Origin of the sequence: Pseudochrobactrum sp. B5, from assembly GCF_001939785.1 — a bacterium.
GTDB lineage: Bacteria > Pseudomonadota > Alphaproteobacteria > Rhizobiales > Rhizobiaceae > Pseudochrobactrum > Pseudochrobactrum saccharolyticum.
Genome location: NZ_MOYL01000013.1, coordinates 1 through 25,871, shown reverse-complemented (window position 1 = coordinate 25,871; position 25,871 = coordinate 1). Strand labels below are relative to the sequence as shown.

The window sequence follows — 25,871 nt, the reverse complement described above, 5'->3', positions numbered from 1 at the left end:
CAAACATGTGGCGTGAAATCGCATGCCTGAAAGCTGCATAATTTCAGCGTCATAGACAAAATTGCGGACTTGCTCAGGTTAACGTAACAGTGCCGCGAACTGCCCACGGATCAACGCCTGAACGCAGCGCTTCTTTGTAGATCAAATCGACGATCGCGTCGGAGATCCGGTCGCAAACCTTGTCGGGATGACCTTCGGAAACAGATTCACTGGTGAAAAGATACGATTTGCGTGACACGGGTAACCCCTTTTGACAATTTAGCGGAGCTATACCTACTGACAGGAGATATAGCGAATGCCGTAGCATCAAAGCCGTTTACGGATTGCTTTTTGTTTGTCAAGATGGGCTTTATACGACGATACCTGTTCATCCAAAAGCAGTGTCCGAAGGTGCGTTGAATTAGAGGTTTTTGGGGCCCATACGATTGGTGATTCCATCAAAAATTCCGAGGGTCATCATCTTGAAGTGCTGCAATGAATTTTTCGTGAAAATGCTATAAAAAACGAACTTTCGCACCAGCCGTGTTGCATCTACGACCTTCCAGTTGGCTTTAGGCTCACTTTGTTTGTAGAGCCATATGGCGTTGCGAAAATGGTAATAGTGACGCAAAGGAGAGTGGATCGGAATTTTTCTCCCAAAGAATACAATCGGATCATCTCCAAGATCATGTTCCATATAAGCTCCACATAACCCGAAAGAGGCGAAGCCGTTACGCTGAGCTCTCAATCCCCACTCAATGTCAACATAATCGATGAATAATTCTTCCTTCATATCACCTACGACATTCAGCGTACTTAGAGGAATTAGTGAGCCAGAAGAAATGAGATAGTCTACTTCTATGACGTCTTCGGGACGTGAACATGTATGGCGAACGTGCCGAATACCCTTGATGCTGATAAACGGGGGTGGATTTTTTTGTCTAGGATCTTCGTATCGAGGCCCGACACACGCAAGTTTTATTCCAGCTTGCATCTTTTTTTTAGCTTCTGCGTAAAGCGTTCGGACCATATTACCTGCAGGAATGCTGTCCTGATCCATTAGTAGAACATATTCAAACTCGCTTTCCCGCGCAATTTGAATGCCAACATTATGTGCTTTAGCTATACCGTAATTTTGATCAAGCGGTGCAAATTGTACGGGGCGATCTATTTTTTTTACAAAATCTGAGAGATCAGTGTTCGATTTATTATCGACTATAACAACCGACACAGATTGTGATTGTAGGTTTTTTACGAGTTGGGATAATTGGGCTAGGTCGGGGTTAAAGGTTACGATTATTGCAGCGATACTGTCATTTGGAACAGGGGGTAAGCTAGGCATGAGGGGCCTCTTTCGCGATTTCTATGATTGGGAGTTGTCTAAACGTTGAAGTGCATCCAAAAGAATGTAATTCATCATCTATTTGCGAAACAAGCCCGCCTGCATTCTCATTCATATAGCTGATGTACGTGGATGTCATTAGGGGCTTTAATTAATTCTCGTTGGCGCCTAGTCAGGCCCAACATGGGACGGGTTACGTAATGTGAAAATTGCTTACGGCGCATAGCCAGTGTGAATTGACGTTGGTGTTAAATCGCGTTTGGAATTTTTGTTTATTTCATAAAGTCTAGACAATAGGTGTTATTTTCGTTGAAATCACTTCGTCAGTCTGGCTAGTAGGGTTGCAAATAAGGAGCATGCAGTATGAAGGGTATCATTCTGGCGGGAGGTAGCGGCACGCGCCTTTATCCGGTGACTATGGCGGTATCAAAGCAATTGCTTCCGATATTCGATAAGCCAATGATCTATTATCCACTGGGCGTACTGATGCTCTCTGGAATTAAAGAAATCCTCATCATATCCACACCGCGTGATCTGCCGCAGTTTAGAGAATTGCTCGGTGATGGTAGTGAATATGGTATTTCTCTTTCCTATGCGGAACAGCCGCAGCCTAATGGGCTTGCCGAGGCGTTCATCATTGGTCGGGACTTTGTTGGTTCAGATTCGGTAGCACTTATTCTCGGCGACAATATTTTTTATGGCGATGGCCTATCTTCTGTTTGTCAGCAAGCAGTTGAACGCACGAAGGGTGCTACGGTTTTTGCATATCGTGTCGAAGACCCGGAGCGTTATGGTGTCGTTTCATTCAATAAGGCGACAGGGCAGGCTGAGACCATTGAGGAAAAGCCGGAACACCCTAAGTCTAACTGGGCTGTCACCGGATTGTATTTCTACGACAATGACGTTCTGGACATAGCTGCTTCAATCAAGCCATCAAAGCGTGGTGAATTAGAAATTACCGATGTCAATCGTGTCTATATGGAGCGCGGAGATTTGCATGTCGGGCGACTTGGCCGTGGGTATGCTTGGTTAGATACGGGAACCCACCAAAGTTTGCATGAGGCATCTTCCTTTGTTCGGACGATTGAACATCGCCAAGGCATCAAGGTAATGTGCCCGGAAGAAATCGCATTTGAGGCGGGCTATTTAACTGCAGATGCCGTTCTGGCGAGAGCCGACAAACTCGGTAAAACAGAATATGCGGCCTATTTGCGTCGTCGTATTAAAGAGTTGACTGATGATTGAAGTCTTTAAAACGAAGCTTGATGGTGTGCTTGAAGTTCGGCCAAAGAAATTTGGCGATGACCGTGGATTTTTTTCTGAAACCTATCATGCACAGCGCTTTTCTGATGTGGGTATTCCGACTGCTTTTGTACAGGATAACCAATCTTATTCGGCGGCAACTGGTGTTCTGCGTGGCTTGCATTATCAATTGGATCCGCATGCGCAAGGCAAGCTTGTGCGTGTGACCAAAGGGCGGATTTTCGACGTAGCCGTTGATATTCGCCGCGGATCGCCAACATTTGCTCAATGGGTGGGGGTTGAGCTTTCAGAAGAGGGGTGGAACCAGCTGTATATTCCTGCTGGTTTTGCGCATGGCTTTCTGACCCTCGTTCCAGGCGTAGAAGTAGTTTATAAAGTAACCGATTATTACGCTCCGGAATGTGATCGATCCATCCGGTTTGATGATCCTACCATTGGTGTAAACTGGCCTATTTCATCCACTGAAGTGCAGCTGTCGGAGAAAGACCGCAATGCACCATTATTAGCTGACGCTGATGTCTTTGATTTCAGGAGTTAAGAAAACGACATGAGAATTCTTGTAACCGGCGGTGCCGGATTTATTGGTTCTGCCGTGTGTCGCCATTTGGTGAAAAACGAAAAGAATACGGTCTTCAACGTCGATAAATTGACTTATGCAGGCAATCTCGATTCATTACGTGATATCGAGAGCTTCCCCAATTATCATTTTCATCAGCTTGATATTTGCGATGATCAGACACTGTTAAAGCTGATGCGCGATGAGAAGATTGAAGTGGTGATGCATCTTGCCGCGGAAAGCCATGTTGATCGCTCAATCGATGGTCCTGGTGCGTTCATCGAGACCAACATTGTCGGCACTTTCAAACTGCTTAATGCAGCACTTGCCTATTGGCGTGAATTGTCGGCTCCTGAAAAGGCCACCTTTCGCTTCCATCATGTATCTACGGATGAAGTCTTTGGTGATCTTCCCTTTGATAGCGGTATTTTCACGGAAGAGACGCCATATGCGCCATCTTCACCTTATTCGGCATCAAAAGCTGCATCGGATCATTTAGTTCGAGCTTGGCATGAGACTTATGGTTTGCCAGTTGTGTTATCGAATTGCTCGAATAACTATGGTCCCTTTCATTTCCCTGAAAAGCTCATCCCACTTGTCATTTTGAATGCGTTGCATGAGAAGTCGCTACCTATTTATGGCGCTGGCGCCAATGTCCGCGATTGGCTTTATGTTGAGGATCATGCTCGGGCGTTGGAGTTGATCATCACACGCGGCGTTGTCGGTGAAAGCTATAATGTTGGCGGGCGTTCTGAACAAACGAACTTGGCGGTGGTTGAGTCTATTTGCGATATATTGGATGCAAAACGCCCACGTGAAAATGGCGAGCGCTATCGTGATCTGATTACGTACGTAACGGATCGTCCGGGCCATGATCGTCGCTATGCCATTGATGCATCTAAAATTGAACGTGAGTTGGGTTGGGTTCCACAGGAAACATTCTCAACCGGACTTGAAAGTACGGTTGATTGGTATCTGGCCAATGAATGGTGGTGGCGTCCAATTCGTGAAAAGGCTTACGCCGGAGAAAGGCTTGGAAGCGCCGCGACCTAGTATTTTTTATATAGATCGGCATCTGGAGCAAAAGCTGTTAGGCGCCGATCTTTAGATGGAGGGGCGTGCAGCCTCCACAAGATTGTAGTTGAGTTAAAGGGGCGGCACTGCTTTTAGCTATGGCCCCTCCTAATAACTCTGATTAAAATATTTCCGTATAATTTCTGTTAGCTTTTCACCAATTCACCGATCACAGTGTCTGTAGAACTTTTCCAATCATAGAAGCTACTGTTAGCAAAAATATTCTTTAGCTTATCATTTGATAATCTAGAGTTGTTGGGTCGTTTTGCTTTTGAAGTATATTCGATGCTTTTGATCGGTTTCACATTAGTTTTTAAACTGGCACATGTAAAAATATACTCCGCCCAATTAAACCAGGTGGTCTCAGAGTCATCGACTAGGTGATATATTCCCCAATGATGAAAATCTTTATCACTCAGAATTGAGTGGCATATAGTCAGAATAATAGACGAGATGTTGGCAGCAGATGTGGGGTTTCCATGCTGATCCGACACCACGCTTATTTCATCACGTTCTCGACCGAGACGCAGCATGGTTTTAAGAAAGTTATTTCCATAAGGGCTATAAACCCATGCGGTGCGCAAAATGATGTGTTTAGTATTGGCCTCTGCGACCAATTGCTCTCCTGCAAGCTTACTCGCGCCGTAAACACTTTGTGGGTTAGGCTCATCCATCTCGGTATATGGCTCTAATTTGTTCCCATCAAAAACATAATCAGTAGAGATATGGATTACTGGCACATCCAGTTTAGCGGCCGCTTGAGCAACTGCACCGGCACCTGCCGCATTAACTGCGTATGCGAGGGCGGGCTCATCTTCAGCCTTATCAACTGCGGTATAGGCTGCGGCAGAGACGACAATATCCGGTCTTGCATTTGCGATAGTTGCATAAATCGTTTCTGGCGCGGCTAGGTCCAACTCCGGCCTCCCTAACGCAACGATTTCCACACCGGGATGTGCCGATTCTAACATGCTGCGTACTACTTGACCACATTTTCCGGTTACTACAATTCGCATTGTTCTTCCTTAGTCTGCCGTAGCGCTCGCTTTCAATATTTTTACGAACGATATGTCTTTTCAATTTGAAGAGGTTTAGACAGTAATGACAAAATGTTTATAGTTTTCCAATCATAGCGGACAGATAGAGCCCGACATTCGCAAGGCGAGTTTGTCGAGATATCCCATTTCGCCATAAAAATATGGCGAATGGTAGAAGTGGCTCGGGAAATCTGCACAGCTAGGATAAGTGGAAATTCTGCCTAATTTCGGCTTAGATGCCGTGAACAGGAGATACCATGACGAGACGACCACGCCGGAACCATAGCCCAGCCTTTAAAGCAAAAGTTGCGCTCGCTGCGATCAGAGGCGAGCAGACGCTAGTTGAATTATCCCAGCAGTTTGACGTGCACGCGAACCAGATAAAGCAATGGAAAGATCAGCTTCTTGAGGGGGCGACCGGAGTTTTCGGCGATGAGACCAAGGCGGAACCAGCAGGTCCTACCGTCGACGTCAAAACGCTTCACGCCAAGATCGGCGAGCTAACTCTGGAAAATGATTTTTTATCCGGTGCGCTCAGCAAGGCGGGATTGCTGGGCGGAAAGAAATGATCGACCGCACGCACAAGTTGTCGGTCACACGACAAGCCAAGCTTCTCGGCTTTAGCCGCAGCAGTGTTTACTATTCACCACGCCCGGTATCGGATGGCGATCTGGCACTCATGCGCCGGATCGATGAATTGCATCTGGAATATCCATTCGCGGGAAGTCGCATGTTGCGGGGGCTTTTGAAGGGAGAAGGGCTTGAGGTTGGTCGGCTGCATGTCGCTACGCTGATGAAAAAGATGAGCATCGAGGCGATTTACCGTCGCCCAAACACCTCGAAGCCAGCGCCAGGGCATAAAATCTATCCTTATCTCCTGCGCAAGCTAGCGGTCACCAGGCCCAATCAGGTGTGGACAATGGACATAACCTATATTCCGATGGCACGTGGTTTTGTCTATCTGTGCGCTGTCGTCGACTGGTTCAGCCGCCGGGTTCTGTCATGGCGACTATCGATCACGATGGAGGCGGACTTCTGCATCGAAGCGGTTGAGGAAGCACTGGCCCGCTATGGAAAACCAGACATATTCAACACGGATCAAGGATCACAGTTCACATCCATCGACTTCACCAACGTGCTGAAAAAGGCAGAAATCGCCATCTCAATGGATGGCAAGGGTGCGTGGCGGGACAATGTCTTCGTCGAACGGCTCTGGCGGTCAATCAAATACGAAGAGGTTTATCTTCACGCCTACAAGACCGTGTCCGAGGCCCGCACTGGCATCGGCAGATATCTAAAATTCTACAACAGCCGACGGCCACATTCATCGCTTGACCGACAGACACCGGATCAGGTTTACTTCAACGAGCTGACACCAATGATGGTGGCGGCATAATTGCGGCGGAAATCCACTTAACAAAACGCCCGAAACTGTTCAGACAAACCGAACCACTTCTGGTAGCCCTCCGGATCTTCGTGCTGCCAGAAGTTTTTGTATTATTTTATAGTTTTCTTCTGTAAGAAAAATATGGTTTCGTTCCAAAGATTGAAGGTTAGCACCGAACCATTTTGAATAATCTCCAGTGATTATTCCTATAATTCGTTTCCAAATTGCTTTGATCCCAGTGTTTCGGCCAAATACATTGTTCGGATGCTGACGATAGTCAATCTGAGGTGCTGGATCATAATACACATGTCCTCCAGTTCCCATAAGAAATAGGTAGCACCACCAGTCATGGCTAACAAAATCTGTCCGTTTCACGCTTTCACGAACAGTGCGAAATGCAGCGGCGTTCAGTACTATGGTGTTTCCACCTGCCAAGCTTTGCGTCAGAGCGTTTTCGAATGATGGCCGTTTCGAAAATAAAGGGGAAAGACCTAATTCTTTGCCTTCAATGTCAACTAAGCGCGTACGGCTACAGTACATTGCTGGTGTATTTTCTCCAAATGCAGCGAGTTTGCTAATTGCATTATGAAGTTTGTCGAGGTGCCAAATGTCATCCTGATCGCTAAATGCGATGTATGTTTGATCGTTCTCTACTGAGCACAAAAGATGTCTGAAGTTCTCAGAGAATCCTTTTTGCGGGCCCTTCAGCACTCTGAAAGTTCCTTTGGTCCAGCTATGTTTCCATGCTTCCAATATCTTTAATGTATCATCTGACGAACCGTCATCACTGGCTAATACGTCAATGTTATTCCACGATTGATTGGCTATGGTATTGAGTTGTTCATCGAGGAAGGCTGCGCCATTATAAGTAGCCAGTAAGATGGTGATGGTTGTATTTTTCAATCCGGCGCTTGCCCTTCATACGATGCGTCTAGATCGGTAGACGCATCACTACTAATTACAGCATTTTATCTTCTATTAATTTGCCATGCTCAAATTGCAATGTCCTATTGCAGTAGAGATTTATCATTTCATTTGAGTGAGAAGCTAAAACAAATATCCGGGCGGTTTTTATGACGTTCTCCATGCGCAGTTTAGCTTTTTCCTGGAAGGATGCATCGCCAGCTCCCAAAACTTCATCAATCAAGAGGATTTCTGGTTTCATCGCAGTGGAAATCGCGAAGGTGAGGCGGGTTAGCATACCCGCAGAATATGTGTGTACAGGTGCTGAGAGAAACTCTCCTAGCTCAGTAAACTCTTCAATGTCTGGGATAAAGCTGCGTGCCTGCGCTTTACTCGCGCCAAGAAACATACCCATGCGAACAACGTTCTCATAGCCGGACAGCTCGTTATCTAACCCAGCACCAAGCTGAAAAATCGTAGATATCTTCCCTGAGGTAAAAACATTTCCGCTTGTCGGCGTGTAAATCCCAGCCAATGTCCTCAATAGCGTGGACTTACCCGCACCATTATGACCGATCAAACCAACCCGGTCCCCATCTTTTAGCGTGAAACTTACATCGTCAATTGCTCTAATTGTAACGATATTTTTGGTGCCTCTGGAAATTATGCCGCCTGTGCTTGCTGCAACTAATGTGTTTCTTAAAGACATGCTTCCACCCTGAAACAGGGGATATTCAACTGTCGCATTTTTTACGATGATTTGAGCCATAATCAGTGCACCCAATACGCTAAACGATGACGCTTATTCGCTGTCATAAGTAGGGCGGCTGCCCAAGTTAATACCGTCATTAAAATGACTATCAGCCAAGTGGTACCAGTTGGTGCATTGCCCATGATCGGATCACGGATCAAAGATAGCCAATATGTGAAGGGATTGAGCTCAGCAATAAATGCGTTTGCACCGAGTTGCTGAGGTCTGAAGAGTACCGGTGTGATAAAGAATAGCGGCTGTATGACTGCAGCTAGAAGGGGAGCTAAGTCTCTATATCGAGCGCCGACAAAACCCAATAGTTGAATGACACCTAGTAAGTTGAAACTTACCAATATTAACCCTGGGATGGCCAACAGGGACACAAAGCCAACAGTTTTTGGATAGATCATTAAGACGATAATCACCACAATAAAATTGTGTGCGAAGTTGATTAGATTTTTTATTAAAACTAGCAGGGAGACTAGAATGGAAGACGTTTGCATGTTGAGAAATATGTCTCGGTTTCCATAAAATGCCGAGGCTGAGTCAACAATGCATGCAGTTAATAAATACCAAGTTACAAGGCCGATGGCTAAAGAGGGTATAAAGGTCCCTCTATCCACTTCAAAGAGCGTACTCCATACTATACCCAGCCCTCCAACGCCAATCAATGTGCCTAGGACTAACCACAGCGGTCCTAAAACGGAGCGCCTATAGCGGGTTTTCGTATCACTTGATGCAATATAAAGGGCAAAGTTCACCTTAGCTAAAGCATCAAAAATTTCTTTCTTAACTATAGCTAGTTTTGATGAAGTCGGGGTGCTGTTCATGAACCAATCCGTTTTATCATTTTCAAAAATCCAAGTTCTGCTAAATTGAGGTGGAGCTCGTTCATATAGCATTCCATTAAATGGCTCTGGAAATCTGCGAATAACTGCGGCTACATCACATCAGGTGTAGTTTCAATCTGGTATGACGTAATTTCACTCACTATTGTGTATCGAACTGGGCGGATGATGTGATCGGTTATAGTGAGATGTTTAAGTTTTAATTGCTTATAGAGCCAATTTTTGGTTTGTAAAATACGTTTCTGATGAGTGCACGGTTATGCACCCAAAATGAGTGTGGCATGGTCACCTGTAATTCATTGAAATGGTGCGCGCATAAAATCACGATTACGCTTTATAGCTTTTCTCTGAGCGCTCCGTGCTGCTGTTGTAAAAGAGCTCCCACTCTGCCAGCTTTGCCTCGAGATTGACTTGAGCCCCGCAAACTCCTCCAGATTTTGGTAGAGTCCAATCCTTGGTAAGAGATGGACAATGAAACGCTCACGGTTTTCAGACGAACAGATAATCGGGATGATTAAAGAGTAGGAAGCGGGAACGCCAACTGCACAAGTGTGGCGCAAATATGGGATTAGCAGCGCCAGTTTTTACAAATATAAAGCCAAATTTGGTGGCCTAGAGGTTTCCGATGCGCGTAGACTGAAAGCATTGGAAGAAGAAAATGCCAAGCTAAAAAAGCTGCTGGCCGAGACGATGCTGGATAATGCTATTTTGAAAGATGTTGCTGCAAAAAAATGGTAACGCCCGATGCCAGGCGAGACGCAGTTGGTCGTGTTTGCCAAGTGTATGCCGTGAGCCAGCGTCGGGCGTGTGCCGTTTTATGTGTTGATCGATCAAGTGTGCGCTATCGTCGTAAGCGGCCTGATGATGGGCATATTCGTGAAGCAATGATACAAGTGGCCTCCGAGCGACGGCGCTTCGGTTATCGGCGTATTCACGTCATGCTGGAACGACAGGGGATCATCATGAACCTGAAGAAGCTGCGTCGATTGTACAAGCAAGAGAAACTAACTGTGCGCAAGCGTGGTGGGCGCAAACGAGCTCTGGGAACGCGGAGGCCGATAGTTTTACCATCACGAGCTAATGAACGATGGAGCCTGGACTTTATAAGTGATGCCTTCACAGATGGTCGTCGGTTCAGGGGTCTTGCGGTCGTTGACGACTTCACGCGGGAGTGTCTGGCTTTGGTTCCCGACACATCCCTGTCAGGCCTGCGGTTGGCACGCGAGCTGGATTACCTGATCAGTCAATTCGGCAAGCCGCGAACGATAGTTTCTGACAACGGGACAGAAATGACCAGTCATGCCATTCTCAAGTGGTGTCAGGAGACAGGCATTGAATGGCACTACATCGCGCCGGGCAAACCAATGCAAAACGGGTTTGTCGAAAGCTTCAACGGTAGTTTCCGCGACGAATGCCTGAACGAGACCTTGTTCTCATCGCTCGCTCAGGCACGCACCGAGATCAAAGCATGTAAGGATGATTATAACAAAAACAGACCGCACTCCTCACTCGGCAATGTCATGCCGAATGAGTTCGCTATAAAAATGGCTCTAGAAAAACGGGCCGCTTAAGGCCAATAGTATAACCTAAGACTCTCCTGAAAAATGGAGGAGCATTGGGGCCCAGGTCAAGATCAACATCCCCTTTGTAACTGAGAGGTTGATCGAGTAGTATAAATGCGCTCAAATCTGATAGACCACTCAGTAAAGCAACCTTTGTCTAAGGCATCATTTTTAGATAATTTTACCCGAGGTTATAGATGATATTTGCGTGCAATTTCTAAAGCTTCCGCCTGCTCGGTGCCAATATATTCTTTTGTACTTTCAATACTGGCATGGCCGAGCAATAATTGGGCCGCACGTAGATTCCCTGTTTGTTGGTAAATATGAGTTGGGAATGTCCTTCGCAAAGAATGAAGACCATAGAGGCTAGGATCAATGTGAGCCTTTTCAAGCCAGGATTTAAACAACCGCCATAGCTGACTTTCACTGAGGTGAGTATGAGACCATCTTACTCCCTGTCCCGTAAACAGCCAGCTATGTAATGGTTTTCCAGAAGCTGAGAGATATGTGCGCAAGCTTTCGCGCGTGTTTGAAGATAAACGTGCTTGAACTGGGCGGGTGTGGCGAGTTTCAGTTTTCTTTTGGAGAATTTCAACGATCTCGCGGATCCCTGCCGGGGTTGCCACATCTGAGACCTGCAAGCGCACCAAGTCAGATCCACGAAAACTGGTGTCGAGGGCTACGTTGAACAGAGCGAGATCACGTAAAGTATGTTCTTGGCGTAACAGTAATCGGATCAACGCGATTTGATCGGGTGTAAGAGGTGGCTTTTTGCCTACCACACGGCCTTTATTCCAAGCGGTCTTAGCGGTGGCAGACATACAAAATTCCTTGCAAGCTTTTGTGGTGCTCTTTTGGTAAAGCTTGCATCAGAAGTTGGATCAGTCAAGAGAAATGCTTCTATCCCCTTATTTTGTCGGGTTTTCAGAGACATGCGTCATGCGAGCTTTTAACTAAAAGCTCCCATAGAAAATCTGTACACTGAGTGATGGTGGCTCTACAAGAAATCAGTAAATTTATAAGTTATCAGGCTGAGCCGTTAAAGTGCGCCATAGACAGCCAGGCCATTAGAAATCCATTGAAAATTGACAAAGGCTCGCACGAAGGCGCTACATCATAGCTTACCGAGCAAATCCTGAACCACAGAGGGTTTGCGTTCAATTAGAGCCAACAGTACCTGAGCCGGTCCTTGTGGCGTACGGCGTCTTTGTTCCCAGTTCAGAAGCGTTCCCTTTGCCACACCGATACTGCGGGCGAAATCGGTTTGAGACAAGCCTGTTTGCGCCCGAATTTTAGCTACATCAATTTCCGGTAAAATAATTTCGTGAACCAAAGAGCCAGCCTCGTGCCCCTTGGAAAATTCAAGGGCTTCGTCCAATCCCTTCTTGATGCTCTCAAATGCACTCATTGTTTACTGCTCCACATTGAAACGATCGCCTTACTCATTTCTACCGCTGCTGCCTGTTCTTTAGGAGTTAGATCCGCTTTTTCATTTTTTGCGAAAATCGTGATCAGAAAGATCGGCATGTGGTGCCCGCCAAATACGTAGATCGTTCTAAAGCCCCCGCTTTTGCCACCACCTTCTCTGGGAATGCGGACTTTTCTTAATCCACCCCCAAGAGAGACACCCTCTTCCGGGTTTGTAGAAATCCAAGTAATAGCCGCTTCACGCTCGGCATCTGTCATAATGGATCGCGCACGGCGCTGGAATTCTGGCAACTCAACTACGGTTTGTAATTTAGTCATCTATATATACTTCAATGGCGCGTAAGTCAATGGCGTACTACGGCTTATTATTCTTCGCAAGGAGGTCAACCGCATGCTCCAAGGTTTCCCCTAGCCCCCAACCATTAGCATCAGCGATCTCATAAAAGGCTGCAATCGTCTCAGGCTTTGCTTTAATATTGAACTGCACATTACGGCCAGTTCTGCGACGACGCTGCGGCTTTGTTTGCTCCGGTGCTTTGGGCTCCCTGCTTACAAAGCCTGCGGCCACAGCTGCCTCCTCTGTCGCTTTATCTTTTGGTGCGGTTTTGGGGGTTGGAACGAATGCACTGAGATCACTCAGAGCATCACCAAAGCCAAGATTTGCTCGTTGTTTACTCATCAGTATGCCCCTGCACTTGCATCAATTTTTCAACCACTTCGCCCGCAAATTGTCGTGCATTATCAATTGCTTTAGCAACGTTACTTACCTGTGATGGGTCAAGACTGGTCAACGTACCACCATAATCGAAAAGGTCACGATAGGCAGCGCGCTCTACGATTGGCGTCTCACACACATCAATACCACTTTGTGTAAGCTGTTCTTGCACATTTTTGAGTGCGCGTGAACGAACTGCGGCGCTAGTACGGGTTAGCACTACGCAATGCGGAATAACACGTCGTGCCATTTTCGCTTGATTATGTATTAAACGAATAGTTTTGGCGCCTCCCTTCGCATCCATCGAAGAGCCTTGAATTGGGATCAGCACCAAATCAGACATACCAATGGCGTTTGCAACCATCAGACTGGCTGTTCCCTCCAGATCAATGATCACAAATTGAGATTTTCCGGAGGCTTCCTCAATTTGATCAACAATACCATCCTCCGTGATACCGCTAACAATAGAGATGTTCTCTGGCTTACCTGGGAGATTGGCCCATTGCGATATCCAACGTTCTGGGTCGGCATCAAGGATCGTAACGCTAGCGCCACTTTCTGAAAGTTGCGTAGCGAGGATCAAGGCTGTCGTGGTTTTCCCCGCACCGCCTTTGGGATTGGCAAATGATATAACTGGCATCTGTGCTCGACTCTGTTTTTTTACGCACCTTACCAGATAGCTATCAGATATCTACCCAATGCTGAAGCTATCAGATAGCTACTAGATATCTTATAGGAACTAAAAAGATACTATACAGTATCTTTTACGGACTACCTCGCCTCTCAAACCATTATATGCAGAGACCAATGAAGGCCCTGTCAGGATTTTTTGGGACATCTCAGCCCCCTCAAAAATCCAAGAGCACTAAGCCTGCTCAAGATAATACACAGAGCCGTTCGTCGGGCTGAGGTATTGAGACATGATGGGGTCGGTTCCGGCTCGGGGCGGAATGACACCCTAAGCGCTTGCCTCCGTGGGCCAGAGATATTCGCCGGTGAGCAGGATGTGCGCCCAGCCCAGAGGAGAGATATGGGCTAAGAGCTCGGGCGGGACATCAAGGCCCTCGTTTCGTCGTTCGACCACGGCGTGGCTGAGATGGACGGTGTTCCAGTAAATGATGATCGCCGTGAGCAGGTTCAGCCCGGCGATCCGGTAATGCTGCCCCTCCGTGGTTCGATCCCGGATTTCACCCTGCCTGCCAATGCGCAAGGCATTCTTGAGTGCATGATGAGCCTCGCCCTTGTTGAGGCCGATCTGGGCGCGCCGCTGCATATCGGTGTCGAGAATCCACTCTATAATAAAGAGAGTGCGCTCGACGCGTCCGATCTCGCGCAGAGCCGCCGCCAAATCGTTCTGTCGGGGATAGGACGCCAGTTTCCGGAGCAACTGGCTCGGCCTGATCTTGCCGGCAGCCATCGTGGCGGCGCACCGGAATAGATCAGGCCAATTTGCGACGATCAACTCTTCCCGGATTTTGCCGCCGACCAGGCCGCGTAAATCCTTCGGCGTTGCTGCGGGGGCGAACACGTAGAGCCGTTTCGATGGTAAATCACGAATACGCAGGATGAGGCGATAGCCAAGCATGGCGCTGATGCCGAAGAGGTGATCGGTAAAGCCGGCCGTATCGGCATATTGCTCTCTAACCTGCCGACCTGCCTCATTCATCAGCAAGCCGTCGAGGATGTACGGTGCTTCGCTGACCGTTGCGGGAATCGTCTGTGACGCAAACGGCGCGAACTGGTCATTGACGTGGGTGTAGGCTTTCAGCCCGGGTTCATTGCCGTATTTGGCGTTGACCATGTTCATGGCCTCGCCCTGCCGGGCCGACGGGAAGAACTGACCATCGCTTGATGCAGTCGTGCCCGTGCCCCAGAACCGGGACATCGGAAGCTTCCCCTGCGCGGTCACCACCATTGCCAGCGCCTGGTCCATAGCCTCGCTCTCGACATGCCAGCGGGCGAGGCGCGAGAGCTGCCAGTAATCATGTGTGTTTGAAGCTTCCGCCATTTTTCGGAGGCCAAGATTTAGTCCTTCGGCGAGAAGGACGTTCAGCAAGCCGACCCGGTCGGCGCATGGCGCTCCGGTTCTCAGATGGGAGAAGGTGTCGGAGAAGCCAATCGCCTTATCAACCTTCAGCAAGATGTCCGTGATCCGCGCCGCCGGCATTCGACGATAAAGATCGAGAACAAGCTCCTCTGCGTTTTCGGGAACGTCCGCGGTGAGCCGATCGATGCGCAGCGTTCCATCTTCGATGCTGCCATGGGGAATAGTCCCATCCCGAGCGGCACGCGCCAGCCGCTTCAAACCGTCCGCAAGACGGGCTTTGCGATCTGTCAGCCAGGCTTGAGGATCAATGGGAACTGCCAGCTTGGCGTTTGCCTGCGCCGAGGTTAACGGTACAAGGACCTGCTTGAGATCACCGTATCGGCGGGAATGATCGAGCCATATGTCACCCGATCGGAAAGCATCGCGAAGATGGAAGAGGACCGCAACCTCCCATAAGCGGTTGTCATTCCCATCTTGCGCGCGGAGATGACGATGCCATTTCGAATTCGGTCGCAAGAAGGACACACTGGTTGGTGTCGGCGCACGCGTTTCACCGATGGCTTTCGCAGCTACAATCAATGGTTCGGCTACCGGCGCGGCCTTGAGCCTCAGGCATCGTAACATCCTTGAAGCATATCGACGGAAGCGATGATAACCTTGTCCTACATGAGCGAGTGGCTCGTCTGCCAACGTGCTGGTAAGCTGCGTCCCTGCCGCGACCAATTGTTCAAGTTGATGCCATTCAGCTGATCGCGCCAATACATTTTCCAGCGGAACGCCATCGTCGCGGGCTTCCAGCAATGAGGCTCCCAACGCCGTGAAAGCGCGAAGCGTATCAGTGACGGCCGCTTTGGAACTGGCAATCCGCTCGTCATGAAGTCGTTTGGCTTCCCGCCAGGTTTTCCCGACGATGCGGTCGTGGGTCTCGACGATGGCGTCGGCAATTGCCGCTTCCCATTCGACGGCGCAAACGGCGAGGATCGCCCACCTTCGATCAGAGCTGATATCGCGCAGCCCGTCAGTGAAATAGCGCTCGCCTTGCCGACACAGGCGCGCGATGCGGTGTGGCGGGATACCCACGAGGATCTGAGGATCGATCTTCAGACCGCGCAGGAGCTCCAGCCGATCAAGCAAGCGGTTCGCTGACGCGGAATTGCTGCCGACCTCGAACTGGCGAAGCCAGATGAAGCGGCTGATATTTCCGTTCACCATTTCAGTCAGAAGCCCGTCCAGGCGCTCACGCGCATCAAGGTCGAGCCGGTCGGCAATTCGTGTCTCGATGCGTCGCTCGGCGGCAACGAGAGCATCCGCGCACAGGCGCTCTATCGTGGACACCGCTGGCAGGATCGTCACCATTTTCCTGCATTGCGAGACGAAGCGCTGCGCCAGATCTTCGTTGGACCTGGCATCTTCGGCCTGATCGAAAAGCCAGTCTCGCAAATCGCGGGCGCCACGGCCTGCGAACGCCTTGTAACCGTAAATCTCGCGCAAGGCTTCCATATGCTGCTGACGAGTTTGGCGGCGAGTGGCGTAAGTGAGAAGCGCATCGGCCGGAACACCGAGTTGCGCTCCGATGAAGGACAGAACTTCTTGCGGGATCAGCTCGCCGGGTGTCAGCGCACGACCGGGATAACGAAGGGCGCAGAGCTGTAAAGCGAACCCGAGCCGATTTTCCGGTCTACGCCGTTCACGGATATGTTCCAGATCGTCGTCGGCCAGTGTGTAATGCCTGAGCAGCAACAATTCGTCGGTTGGCAAGTCGAAGAGTGCCGAGCGCTGTCGCTCGGTGAGAATATGTCGTCGTGGCATACCAGAATTGTCCCCATTGAAGTTTAGTCTGTTTTGGACAACAATTGGCCCCTACAAATCAAGGTCTTCCGGCACCAAAATCCACGAGGGTTCAATTGGGACAGCGCGCCGCCATCTATTGCCGTGTCTCGACAGCTGATCAGTCCTGTGAACGACAGGAGCGAGATCTCACTTCCTTTGCCGAGCGTGCCGGCTACACGATCGCCGGTGTCTACAAAGAGACGAGCTCCGGAGCGAAGCTGGATCGAGCCGAACGGAAGAAGGTCATGGCGCTCGCCCAGGCCAGAGGCATCGATCTGGTTCTGGTCACCGAACTTTCCCGATGGGGACGATCTACGATCGATCTTCTCAACACATTGCGTGAACTGGAAAGTCGGAAGGTCTCGGTGATCGCCATGAGCGGCATGACCTTCGATTTGGCCAGCCCGCACGGCCGGATGCTCGCGACGTTTCTGTCCGGGATTGCGGAGTTCGAGCGCGATCTCATCAGCGAGCGCGTGAAATCCGGACTTGCCGCAGCCAAGGCACGCGGGAGACGGCTTGGACGACAGCCCGGTCAGCGCCCAAAGTCGGACAGGCTCGCCCCGAAAGTACTGGCGCTCATCGCGGAAGGCCGCAGCTATCGCTGGATCGCCCGCGATCTGGCAATCAGCAAGAATACGGTTGCAGATATTGCCAAGCGCTACAGGGAAAGCAAATGCGCCAGAGCGTGAAGTGCGCGTGCGGCAGAAACAATCGGCTCAATGACAGAATCGTATGGCATGAAAAATCCATTGTCGGGAACCAAAGTTCTTGCACAAGTTTCGTCGCTCTCGTCGGTTGTGGCGACCGTCAGGCCACGCTGATCAGCACGCCACCGGCTGCGGCCACAAGCACAACAATCCAGGGCGTGGTCTTCCACGCCATCAGCAGAACAAAGCAGGTAAGTGCCAGCGCGAATTGATAAGGGCCGACGATGGCACTGGTGAAAACCGGATCGTAGAGCGCTGCGCCGAGAATGCCGACAACGGCGGCGTTGGCACCCCTCATCAAGGCCTGCGCGCTTTCGCGTTGGCGGAAGCTATCCCAGAAGGGAATAACGCCAAGCAGGATCAGAAAACCCGGAAGGAACACGGCGATCAGGGCAATGCCCGCTCCGATGAGGCCGTTAGGTTCCGGCCCCAATAAGGTTCCAAGATAGGCCGCGAAGGTGAAGAGTGGTCCCGGTACCGCCTGCGCCGCACCATAGCCTGCAAGAAACTGATCGTGACTGATCCAGCCGCTTTTCACCACTTCCGTTTCGAGAAGCGGCAGCACGACATGGCCACCGCCGAAGACCAGTGAGCCTGCGCGGTAGAACGAGTCGAATACGGTGAGCCCTTGCGAGGACAAGGCCGGAGCGAGGATTGGCAGTCCAAATAGTAAAGCGAAGAACAGGACCAGCGAGGTTGCCCCAAAGGTCCGCGAGACCGGGAAGTTGATGTGCCTGGTGACTGCCTCGTGATGATTACGGCAAACCAGAAGGCCTGCTGCCGCGCCTGCAGCGATCGCCGCCACTTGGCCAAGCGCGCCCGCCAGAAGCACGATTATCAGGACCGCACCGAGGGCGATTGTGGCCCGCTCGCGATCCGGGCACAGGTTCCTCGCCATACCCCAGACCGCCTGCGCCACGATAGCGACCGCAACGATCTTGAGGCCGGTGATGATGCCGCCGCCGACCGGGCCGCCAAATACTGCGGCGCCGTAAGCGAAGATCATGAGGAAGATCGCTGACGGCAAGGTGAAGGCTGCCCAGGCGGCAAGCGCGCCGAGCGGCCCGCCACGCAACAGTCCCAGGGCAAAGCCTACCTGGCTCGAGGCTGGACCGGGCAGGAACTGGCTCAGTGCTACAAGATCGGCATAGCCCTTTTCGTCGATCCATTTGCGGCGCAGCACCAGCTCGTCGCGGAAATAGCCGAGGTGCGCGATCGGCCCGCCGAAGGAGGTGAGGCCAAGTTTGAGAAAGGCGGTGAAGACTTCGCCGACCGAGCCTCTGCTTATTTGGATTTCATTGTGGTTCGTCGTGTCGGTCATCGTTTCATCGCCTCTCCGGTAAATTCACGGATGCGCTCCTTGGCCACGGTAAGGCCCTCGCGACCCTTGTCTGTAATGGAATAGAGCTTGCGCACCGTGCGGCCGTCACGCTCCTCGCGCACGGTGAGATAGCCGTCGCGCGCCATCTTGTGCAGCAGCGGATAGAGTGTCCCGGCAGACAGGCGGTAGCCGTGGCTCGCCAGCTCATCGATCATCCACTGGCCGTAAATCTCACGCTCGGCCGCATGATAGAGCACATGCAGGCGCACGAGGCCGGACAGCAGATCGTGATGCTCCATTTTCAGCGAGTGCCGTTTCTCGGGCGCAGCGATTTTTGACGGGTTCCCTGTCATGCCACCTGCCTTCTTGATTCGCGGAGCAATCGGTTCATACTATCGATTTACGATAGCGAAAGACGATTACAAAAGGAAGACAAGACTTTGAGCTTATCCTGATTGGCATTGTGGCGGTGTTCACCGCTGGCGTCACGCTTTTCTCGGGCTTCGGCCTCGGCACGATCCTGATGCCGGCCTTCGCGCTGTTCTTCCCGGTCCCGTTGGCAATCGCGGCGACCGCCGTCGTGCATTTCGCCAACAATATCTTCAAATTCGGACTGATGGCCAAGCAGGCCGATTGGCGCGTCGTGACGCGGTTCGGGCTCCCGGCTGCGATTGCCGCTCTCGCGGGAGCGAGCCTGCTAACTTGGTTCGACAAGTTGCCAGCCGTTGCGAGTTACACCCTTGGCGGGTCGGCCTATGAAATCACAGTGGTCAAAGCCGTCATCGGCGTATTGATTGTCGTGTTCGCCCTACTGGAACTGTGGCCGCTTTCAAGCGCTTGCGTTTTCGCCGCGTTTGTTGCCACTCGGAGGCGTGCTGTCGGGATTCTTCGGCGGCCTTTCCGGTAATCAGGGTGCGTTGCGCTCCGCCTTCCTGCTGAAAACGGGGCTATCAAAGGAGGCTTTCGTTGCCACCGGGGTCGTCTCGGCAGTTATCGTCGATGCAGTTCGGCTAATCACTTATGGAACGAGTATCTTGGCGGAGCACCTTGCCCGGTCTCAGGAACTGCCTGCGCCGGTTGCCATGGGCACGGTCTGCGCCTTCATTGGATCGTTCGTGGGCAAGCGTGTCCTGCAGAAAATCACACTGCGCACCGTGCAGATCATCGTCGCAATTATGATTTTGCTCATTGGGAGCGGACTTGTGGCAGGCTTGATCTAACCCTGAGAGGATGTGGGCAGGACATTTGCGCTTAGGGTGTCATTTCGCCCCGAGCCGGAACCGACCCCATGATATGATCGTCGGATGGAAAAGCTATTAGCAACAAGTGGAAGCCTAGCAGGGATCAAGACCGTCGTAGTTTTCCAGTGCAGCCTTTGGGATAGACAAACGATATAACCGGCATATGTTCGGCTCTGATTTCATGTATTCTACCCAATGTTGAAGATACCTGATAGCTACTAGATATCTTATAGAAACTAAAAAGATACCATACATTATCTTTTACGGACTACCTCGCCTTTCAAACCACTTTGTGCAGAAACCAATGAATGCCTTGTCAGGATTTTTTGGGGCATCTAAGCCACCGTCAAGCATCCAAGAGCGCCAAGCCTGTTCAAGATAATACACATCCCAACCAGGAGCCGCTCTTCGGGCTTCTTGATATGTATCGAGATCTAACCGAATTGTCGGCAAGCAAGCTGAATGAGATTTCACAGCTTCCATACGACGGTTTGTAAAAATAATTACATCTTTCTCAATTCGAACTGCATAATCTGGCATATGTTCAAATTGTTCATCTTGTTTCGCGATGTTCGAAACAAGTCGACGAAATTCTTTCTCTGTCGATGAAGACCCACATTTGGCTTGTAACTTACTTAGACTAATTCGCCATTCCTTTTGTGCTCCGCAATGTTTACGCGCCAACTCATAAATCCGCCGTTCAAGTGGTTTTCTGAGGCGAAAATAATCGCGATGCAGCGTCAAGACTTCCCGCGATCTAATGGCATTGAACACCCACTCTGATAAGCGAATTTCCACTTCCTGCATCCGCCCATCACGCGTTTCCCGAACGATCTTGAAACGATCAATCAATCCAAATCCATCGAACTCCTCTTTACCACCAGTGATGATATTGGTGGTAATCGTTGTTCCTTTAAGTCGTTCCAGAGCAGCTTTTAACTGCTCATACCCGCGTCCGTCAGTACCTCGGTTAGTGGCCGAAAGCAGATCATACGCTCTGAACCTGATTGTTGGGCTAACTTCACGATCTTCATTAAGTGCAGCGATGCATTGGCTAATGCAATAAATCAGGACATCTCGGTCATGAACTGTTGCCAACCCCTTTACCGAGGGGATGACCTCTACAAAATTCGAACCATTTTCATAACGCCGAACATGTCGATCAGGTTTTGTTGCAATTGAGAAAATAGGGTGCTCCATTGAAGCCATATCTCCTTTGGGCGCGGCATCAAAGATATCGCACACAAAGAAATCTCCCTGCTGCATCCGATCGGGCAGGAGAGGGGAGCGTAGATTCGTGTTATCACCCACCATTATGCTACTTTCGTGTTATTACCCACCAAGGTCAAGGCTTTCGTGTTATCACCCACCATCTTTCGTGCTTTTACACACCGTCTTTCGTGTTATCACCCACCAGCCTATCGAATAAACACATATAAAACAAATGCTTACCGTATGGTTTTTTATGCTTAACACTATATTAACACATATATAACACTAGGCGATTGTGGATAACTTCATAAAACCAAGGGATTTCCATCAAATTTCCCATGATAATTTTTACGTTTAAAATAAATATTTTGCTTAGCTTTGAGTGGATTTCGATTGCCAACCAAGAGCAAAAGTTCATCAGTTTTCATGCCCATAATCTGCTCAGTCGTCATTATTTTTTGACGCTGCTCTGAATAAGAAACATCACGCTTTTCGTTAATCGTCTTTGCTTCTCGAATTTGCTGGGAATAAACGGTGTTGTCTCCGAAATGTCGCGCTACCCATTCAGCTGTTTCAATATCATTGAGATTAAAAACACGCTTGGTGATGCAGGAGCCGAAAATAGAACGGGCATCATTTGGTCCATATGCTTTTTCAACCTGGCCCGTATCCTGGGTAACGAACAACGCCTCAACCCCAGCCCCTGCCGCAACGTTCGCGATATTCATGATCTGCTCCATTCGTCCCATCCGCACAAATTCATCAAGGGCAAGGAGAATAGGGGCTTTCACTTTTCGTCGCCCGTCTTGACGAACGACAGTGCCTAAAACCAGATTGATAAATAAGCGCATAAACACTGCCTGCTTATCCACTTGGTCCAAAGGGACTACGATGAAGAGATCCACCTCATCATCAAGAAGATCATCCATGTCAAAACTGGACCGCGCCAAAAAGTGGCGCATATTATCCGACTGCATCCATTCAAAGGCTTTCGAAACAGCCGTTTGAATGGATCCGCGTTCTCTGTCTCCTGCACGCAAAATAGTTGCAGCTGTCTGAGCAGGTCGGTGCCCTACAAAATCTTTGTTTTTAACCCAGGCCTCGAGAGTTGTATCTAGGTTGCCAGATAAGAGAAGATCTGCAACAGCGATCAGGTTACGGCGATTGGGCTCTTCTTGCGTAACGACCACTTCAATCGCAGCTGTTACGAGCTGACGTGCCATTTCAGAGAAATGTGCACCATCTCCTGGTTCAGGTCTTACTAAGCCATCTGCAACAAGAGCCACGTCCCGCCCTAATTCATTTAGGCGAATATAATCCAAAGGATTAAACTGGTCATTGGAATCCTCGATAATCCCGAAAGGATTAAGCACAGCGACTTTTCTACCAAGTGATTGCCGATAACGACGGGTTACCGCAAAATTCTCCCCCTTGATGTCTAAAACAACAACCGGTCCTTGATGATCAATAATTGCTGGGATTACGGCACTAACGCCTTTGCCGCCGCGTGTGCCAGAAACAACAAGATGGTGGCCGCCACGCCAACCCTTCGCATCATTTTTCTGATAACGTAGCAATTTACCATTATGGAGCGCGAGCGGCAGACCGGTCTTATTACGTGCAAGACTGGCAATATCACGCGGGCTCATCCATCCTGCTTGCCAAGGGCCAGTATTTGATTTTCGATCGCGGCCAATACGAGGATTTAAAATTGAACCTAGCGGGATGATTATCGCTAATGCTCCGAAAGCGACCCCAAGGCCTAAAGATATGAGCATCGCCTGTTTATGTGGGCCAGAATATCGGGATAATCCCTTGACCCCTTCCCAAATTCCACGTGGAAGCGACCACCCAGCACTTGTCCATGCTTGGACGGTCATCTGCATATCGCTAAAAACGCTTTTAAGTGGGGTTAGGGCGATTAAGGCCGCCAATGGCAAGCAGACCCATGCCGCGAATTTTAATGGCGCCCTACGGCCTTCTATGGCGTTTGCGAGGATGTCGAATGTCACAGCAAGAGCGATAATCAGAAAAGCATAAGTGGTTACTGAATAAATGTAGATTATCGCAGGCAGGTAGATCACGGCTAAAACAGCTAAAAGCCACGCGATGATCATGGCGACCCAGTGGCGGGTTTCCAGATTGAAACTCATGATTGATCCTCACTGTTCAGGAAACAAGATTTGCCAGAGACCGCGATCGTGGTCACGTTGAGTGAGGCGTTCTGGCAAATCACGCCGAACGATGTTTTCAAGAACAGGATCAGCGTTCAAACGGTCAAAGACCAAATTGCCCAAAAGCCATTTAATGCGGTCTTTGTCTTTTTTTAAAGAAAGGTGTCGCCTTGCATCAAGCGCGGCGATCTGAGCATCAACCTGCGTTTTCTTTTTCGCTAGTTCTTCAAGCTTAGTGTCGATCAACGGACTTTTATGCATGGGGGCCCTCGGAGATTATCTAGGCAAGGTTAGCATGTGAAATTACTGTTGAATAGTTAGAAATGCGCGCTTATACATTGCTTGTGCAATGTGCGCGTCCTCAACGGGATAAATCCCACGCCGGACAGCTTCCCAAAAGGTGGCTTTGCCACCTGACGAGGGTTTCCCCTCGAGCTCCAACCACCGCAATCAGGCGCTGGACCCTGTTTTGAAAAGAGGCGTCAGAGATATGGCGATCTATCATTTAAGTGCAAAAGTGATCAGTCGAGCAGGAGGCCGGTCTTCTGTTGCAGCCGCCGCCTATCGAGCGGCAGGGCGGCTGCATGATGACCGGCAGGGACTAGAGCATGATTACAGTCGCAAGGGCGGCGTCATCCATTCCGAGATCATGGTGCCTGAGAATGCACCTGAATGGATGCGTGATCGTAACCAGCTTTGGAATGCAGTTGAGATTGTCGAAAAACGGCGCGATGCACAACTTGCTCGTGAGGTCGAAGTTTCTCTTCCCCGGGAACTTGATCGCGGTCAACGGTTAAAACTTTTACGCGGGTTTATTCAGCGTGAATTTGTCGATCGCGGTATGATTGCGGATGTGGCCGTTCATGAAGGCAAGGCTCGTGATGGGTTTGGCCAACCCCATGCGCATGTCATGCTGACTATGCGTGAAATGACCGGGGATGGTTTTGGAAAAAAAGACCGCAGCTGGAATGCACCGGATTTGCTTCTGGGATGGCGCGAAGCTTGGGCACGAGATGCAAACATCGCTTTAGAGCGGGCAGGGCGATCAGAACGCATTGATCACAGATCTCTTGATGTTCAGCGTAGCGAGGCCGAGCAACAGGTTGAGTGTGCGCGTGCCGGTGGACAGGAAGAACTTGCATTTGAGCGCGAGAGGAAGGTGATTGAACTCAGTCGGGAGCCCGAGCCTAAAATCGGCCCATCAGCCAATGCTCAAGAAAAGCGCGGTATTGTCACCGAACGCGGTGATGCATTCCGCGCGACACAGGCACGCAATGCACAACGTGAGGAGTTAGGGCGAAAGCAATTGGAATTACGCCTTGAGCTGATGGAGCGAGGACGGGCGTTCATAGCATCCACCCGTGAACGGCTGGATCGGCTCTGGGATCGCGCAGGGGAGGCACTGTCTCGGATTAAAGAGAGGGTTATGGGGGAGGTTGAGAGACCGCAGACTGATACAGGGCGTAGTGACATGGATGTGCGCCGAGCTGTGGTGTTGGGTCGGGAAATCAATCGTCCAGAGGCGCAAGTGAAAGATATTGAACGGGATCATTTTTCTCTAGAAAAATCACGAGATAATGAGCGTCGTAAAGCTGTATTAGGGGGCTCCGAACTAGATCCAAATACATCTCGAAATGATAAAGGAAGGGAACGGTAACAAATATGGGAATAAAATTTAATCAAAACATGAGTGTAATTGAATTTGAAAATGGTTCTGAAGCGTTTGTTGCAATGAGCGAAATCGATGGGGTTGTGCATGTAGGATTTGCGTGGAAAAAAGGAAAAAGTCCTACAAATGCTTTTGAGGATTTAGCTGTATTAGTTTCGACTTTATCTGACACCGTTCCCTTTCCAGCTTGCTGAATAGGGAACGGTGCAAGCTCTTGCAGAGCGGTGTGGTTATCGGTTTTGATGGTGGTGCAAACCCAACCTCAAAACGAAGGAAACCACAATGTTGCATTCTACAGATAAGATCATCAAACACAAAACAGGTCTGTTAAACCTCGCGGAAGAACTCGGCAATGTATCGAAAGCCTGTCAGATGATGGGGCTGTCGCGCGATACCTTTTATCGTTATAAGGCAGCTGTTGAAGACGGCGGTGTTGCAGCCCTTCTGGAACGCACTCGACGCAAACCCAACCTTGCAAACCGCGTTGATGGGGCAACTGAACAAGCAGTTCAGGATTTCGCTCTTGAATTTCCGGCTTATGGTCAGGCGCGAACCTCTAATGAACTGCGTAAACTGGGCGTATTTATTTCGCCCTCTGGTGTGCGTTCAGTTTGGCTGCGCCACAATCTTGCAAACTTCAAAAACCGTCTCAAAGCCTTGGAAGCCAAAGTGGCAAATGAAGGCCTGATACTCACCGAAGCTCAAGTTCAGGCATTGGAGAAAAAAGGGCACAGTTACCTTAACTCTGGCGCAAGCATAAGCTGCGAAAATAGGCCATGATCGAATCTCGTTCCTCACTTTATCACCGCCATCGTTTCCCTG

Annotated in this window: 25 protein-coding genes and 3 pseudogenes; 11 read left to right on the top strand and 17 right to left on the bottom strand. The window is 49.8% G+C overall.

The window, feature by feature from the left end:
- Nucleotides 1-94: 94 nt before the first annotated feature.
- Together BKD14_RS18595 and BKD14_RS18590 are read right to left on the bottom strand one after the other, a co-directional pair.
- Nucleotides 95-238 (bottom strand): annotated as a pseudogene (locus BKD14_RS18595) (S-adenosylmethionine synthetase N-terminal domain-containing protein); the annotation flags it as partial.
- 162 nt (nucleotides 239-400) lie between these two features.
- Nucleotides 401-1,321 carry a glycosyltransferase family 2 protein gene (locus BKD14_RS18590; RefSeq protein ID WP_075657608.1) on the bottom strand — a complete coding sequence of 307 codons (921 nt, stop codon included), beginning with the start codon at nucleotides 1,319-1,321 and terminating at the stop codon, nucleotides 401-403.
- Nucleotides 1,322-1,684: 363 nt separating this feature from the next.
- Between BKD14_RS18590 and rfbA the strand changes: the two genes are divergently transcribed.
- Genes rfbA through rfbB form a run of 3 tightly spaced genes read left to right on the top strand, consistent with a single transcriptional unit; the run spans nucleotide 1,685 to nucleotide 4,193 of the window.
- On the top strand, nucleotides 1,685-2,566 hold the full coding sequence (gene rfbA, locus BKD14_RS18585; RefSeq protein WP_075657607.1) for a glucose-1-phosphate thymidylyltransferase RfbA: 882 nt from the start codon (nucleotides 1,685-1,687) through the stop codon (nucleotides 2,564-2,566).
- Complete coding sequence (rfbC, locus tag BKD14_RS18580; RefSeq protein WP_075657606.1) at nucleotides 2,559-3,122, top strand: dTDP-4-dehydrorhamnose 3,5-epimerase; 564 nt, start codon at nucleotides 2,559-2,561, stop codon at nucleotides 3,120-3,122. Before rfbA ends, rfbC begins: the two co-directional genes overlap by 8 nt.
- A 9-nt stretch (nucleotides 3,123-3,131) precedes the next feature.
- The gene (rfbB, locus tag BKD14_RS18575) at nucleotides 3,132-4,193 is read left to right on the top strand and encodes a dTDP-glucose 4,6-dehydratase (RefSeq protein ID WP_075657605.1); all 1,062 of its coding nucleotides are present in this window, start codon (nucleotides 3,132-3,134) and stop codon (nucleotides 4,191-4,193) included.
- Nucleotides 4,194-4,360: 167 nt separating this feature from the next.
- Here the strand turns inward: rfbB and rfbD are convergent, their stop codons facing one another.
- Complete coding sequence (gene rfbD / locus BKD14_RS18570; RefSeq protein ID WP_075657604.1) at nucleotides 4,361-5,230, bottom strand: dTDP-4-dehydrorhamnose reductase; 870 nt, start codon at nucleotides 5,228-5,230, stop codon at nucleotides 4,361-4,363.
- A gap of 278 nt (nucleotides 5,231-5,508) precedes the next feature.
- On the opposite strand from rfbD, the gene BKD14_RS18560 reads away from it, so the two are divergent.
- A protein-coding gene (locus BKD14_RS18560) for an IS3 family transposase (protein ID WP_139316484.1) occupies nucleotides 5,509-6,647 on the top strand; the annotation gives its coding sequence in 2 pieces (ribosomal slippage) (nucleotides 5,509-5,767 and nucleotides 5,767-6,647; 1,140 coding nt in all).
- A 39-nt stretch (nucleotides 6,648-6,686) separates the two neighbouring features.
- Here the strand turns inward: BKD14_RS18560 and BKD14_RS18555 are convergent.
- Genes BKD14_RS18555 through BKD14_RS18545 form a run of 3 tightly spaced genes read right to left on the bottom strand, consistent with a single transcriptional unit; the run spans nucleotide 6,687 to nucleotide 9,122 of the window.
- A complete protein-coding gene (locus BKD14_RS18555; RefSeq protein ID WP_075657601.1) occupies nucleotides 6,687-7,541 on the bottom strand; it encodes a glycosyltransferase family 2 protein in 855 nt (284 codons plus the stop codon).
- A gap of 55 nt (nucleotides 7,542-7,596) precedes the next feature.
- Nucleotides 7,597-8,310 (bottom strand): ABC transporter ATP-binding protein, encoded by a 714-nt coding sequence (locus BKD14_RS18550; protein WP_075657600.1) that lies wholly within the window; start codon nucleotides 8,308-8,310, stop codon nucleotides 7,597-7,599.
- Nucleotides 8,311-8,312: 2 nt separating this feature from the next.
- Nucleotides 8,313-9,122 (bottom strand): ABC transporter permease, encoded by an 810-nt coding sequence (locus BKD14_RS18545; RefSeq protein WP_075657599.1) that lies wholly within the window; start codon nucleotides 9,120-9,122, stop codon nucleotides 8,313-8,315.
- A 489-nt stretch (nucleotides 9,123-9,611) separates the two neighbouring features.
- Here BKD14_RS18545 and BKD14_RS18535 point away from each other — a divergent pair.
- Nucleotides 9,612-10,711 (top strand): annotated as a pseudogene (locus BKD14_RS18535) (IS3 family transposase).
- 182 nt (nucleotides 10,712-10,893) lie between these two features.
- Here BKD14_RS18535 and BKD14_RS18530 read toward each other — a convergent pair.
- From BKD14_RS18530 to BKD14_RS18505, 6 genes are all read right to left on the bottom strand, one after another.
- Nucleotides 10,894-11,523: a tyrosine-type recombinase/integrase gene (locus BKD14_RS18530; RefSeq protein ID WP_075657597.1), complete on the bottom strand. Its 630-nt coding sequence runs from the start codon at nucleotides 11,521-11,523 to the stop codon at nucleotides 10,894-10,896.
- Between the two features lie 293 nt (nucleotides 11,524-11,816).
- The gene (locus BKD14_RS18525) at nucleotides 11,817-12,110 is read right to left on the bottom strand and encodes a helix-turn-helix domain-containing protein (protein ID WP_075657596.1); all 294 of its coding nucleotides are present in this window, start codon (nucleotides 12,108-12,110) and stop codon (nucleotides 11,817-11,819) included.
- Complete coding sequence (locus BKD14_RS18520) at nucleotides 12,107-12,448, bottom strand: type II toxin-antitoxin system RelE/ParE family toxin (RefSeq protein WP_075657595.1); 342 nt, start codon at nucleotides 12,446-12,448, stop codon at nucleotides 12,107-12,109. Before BKD14_RS18520 ends, BKD14_RS18525 begins: the two co-directional genes overlap by 4 nt.
- A gap of 37 nt (nucleotides 12,449-12,485) precedes the next feature.
- Nucleotides 12,486-12,809 (bottom strand): hypothetical protein, encoded by a 324-nt coding sequence (locus BKD14_RS18515; protein ID WP_075657594.1) that lies wholly within the window; start codon nucleotides 12,807-12,809, stop codon nucleotides 12,486-12,488.
- Nucleotides 12,802-13,485 carry a ParA family protein gene (locus BKD14_RS18510; protein WP_075657593.1) on the bottom strand — a complete coding sequence of 228 codons (684 nt, stop codon included), beginning with the start codon at nucleotides 13,483-13,485 and terminating at the stop codon, nucleotides 12,802-12,804. The genes BKD14_RS18515 and BKD14_RS18510 overlap by 8 nt, the downstream gene beginning before the upstream one ends.
- A gap of 318 nt (nucleotides 13,486-13,803) precedes the next feature.
- Complete coding sequence (locus BKD14_RS18505; protein WP_075657592.1) at nucleotides 13,804-16,701, bottom strand: Tn3 family transposase; 2,898 nt, start codon at nucleotides 16,699-16,701, stop codon at nucleotides 13,804-13,806.
- A gap of 95 nt (nucleotides 16,702-16,796) precedes the next feature.
- On the opposite strand from BKD14_RS18505, the gene BKD14_RS18500 reads away from it, so the two are divergent.
- Nucleotides 16,797-17,414: a recombinase family protein gene (locus BKD14_RS18500; protein WP_075657591.1), complete on the top strand. Its 618-nt coding sequence runs from the start codon at nucleotides 16,797-16,799 to the stop codon at nucleotides 17,412-17,414.
- A gap of 118 nt (nucleotides 17,415-17,532) precedes the next feature.
- Here the strand turns inward: BKD14_RS18500 and chrA are convergent, their stop codons facing one another.
- Together chrA and BKD14_RS18490 are read right to left on the bottom strand one after the other, a co-directional pair.
- Entirely contained in the window at nucleotides 17,533-18,753 is a 1,221-nt protein-coding gene (gene chrA, locus BKD14_RS18495; RefSeq protein WP_075657590.1) for a chromate efflux transporter, read from the bottom strand.
- A complete protein-coding gene (locus BKD14_RS18490; protein ID WP_075657609.1) occupies nucleotides 18,750-19,052 on the bottom strand; it encodes a PadR family transcriptional regulator in 303 nt (100 codons plus the stop codon). Before BKD14_RS18490 ends, chrA begins: the two co-directional genes overlap by 4 nt.
- A gap of 164 nt (nucleotides 19,053-19,216) precedes the next feature.
- Here BKD14_RS18490 and BKD14_RS19670 point away from each other — a divergent pair, with 164 nt between their 5' ends.
- Entirely contained in the window at nucleotides 19,217-19,660 is a 444-nt protein-coding gene (locus BKD14_RS19670; protein ID WP_198513209.1) for a TSUP family transporter, read from the top strand.
- The gene (locus BKD14_RS19665; RefSeq protein ID WP_198513208.1) at nucleotides 19,626-19,973 is read left to right on the top strand and encodes a hypothetical protein; all 348 of its coding nucleotides are present in this window, start codon (nucleotides 19,626-19,628) and stop codon (nucleotides 19,971-19,973) included. Before BKD14_RS19670 ends, BKD14_RS19665 begins: the two co-directional genes overlap by 35 nt.
- A gap of 282 nt (nucleotides 19,974-20,255) precedes the next feature.
- On the opposite strand, the gene BKD14_RS18480 is transcribed toward BKD14_RS19665, so the two are convergent.
- From BKD14_RS18480 to BKD14_RS18470, 3 genes are all read right to left on the bottom strand, one after another.
- Nucleotides 20,256-21,308: a replication initiator protein A gene (locus BKD14_RS18480; protein WP_075657589.1), complete on the bottom strand. Its 1,053-nt coding sequence runs from the start codon at nucleotides 21,306-21,308 to the stop codon at nucleotides 20,256-20,258.
- Between the two features lie 203 nt (nucleotides 21,309-21,511).
- Entirely contained in the window at nucleotides 21,512-23,359 is a 1,848-nt protein-coding gene (locus BKD14_RS18475; protein ID WP_075657588.1) for a type IV secretory system conjugative DNA transfer family protein, read from the bottom strand.
- A gap of 9 nt (nucleotides 23,360-23,368) precedes the next feature.
- Nucleotides 23,369-23,641: a hypothetical protein gene (locus BKD14_RS18470; RefSeq protein ID WP_075657587.1), complete on the bottom strand. Its 273-nt coding sequence runs from the start codon at nucleotides 23,639-23,641 to the stop codon at nucleotides 23,369-23,371.
- A gap of 229 nt (nucleotides 23,642-23,870) precedes the next feature.
- Between BKD14_RS18470 and mobQ the strand changes: the two genes are divergently transcribed.
- The 3 genes and pseudogenes from mobQ to BKD14_RS18455 all read left to right on the top strand — a co-directional run.
- Complete coding sequence (gene mobQ, locus BKD14_RS18465) at nucleotides 23,871-25,037, top strand: MobQ family relaxase (RefSeq protein WP_075657586.1); 1,167 nt, start codon at nucleotides 23,871-23,873, stop codon at nucleotides 25,035-25,037.
- A 5-nt stretch (nucleotides 25,038-25,042) separates the two neighbouring features.
- Nucleotides 25,043-25,243 (top strand): hypothetical protein, encoded by a 201-nt coding sequence (locus BKD14_RS18460; protein WP_075657585.1) that lies wholly within the window; start codon nucleotides 25,043-25,045, stop codon nucleotides 25,241-25,243.
- Between the two features lie 88 nt (nucleotides 25,244-25,331).
- A pseudogene (locus tag BKD14_RS18455) lies at nucleotides 25,332-25,775 on the top strand (helix-turn-helix domain-containing protein); the annotation flags it as partial.
- Nucleotides 25,776-25,871: the final 96 nt, after the last annotated feature.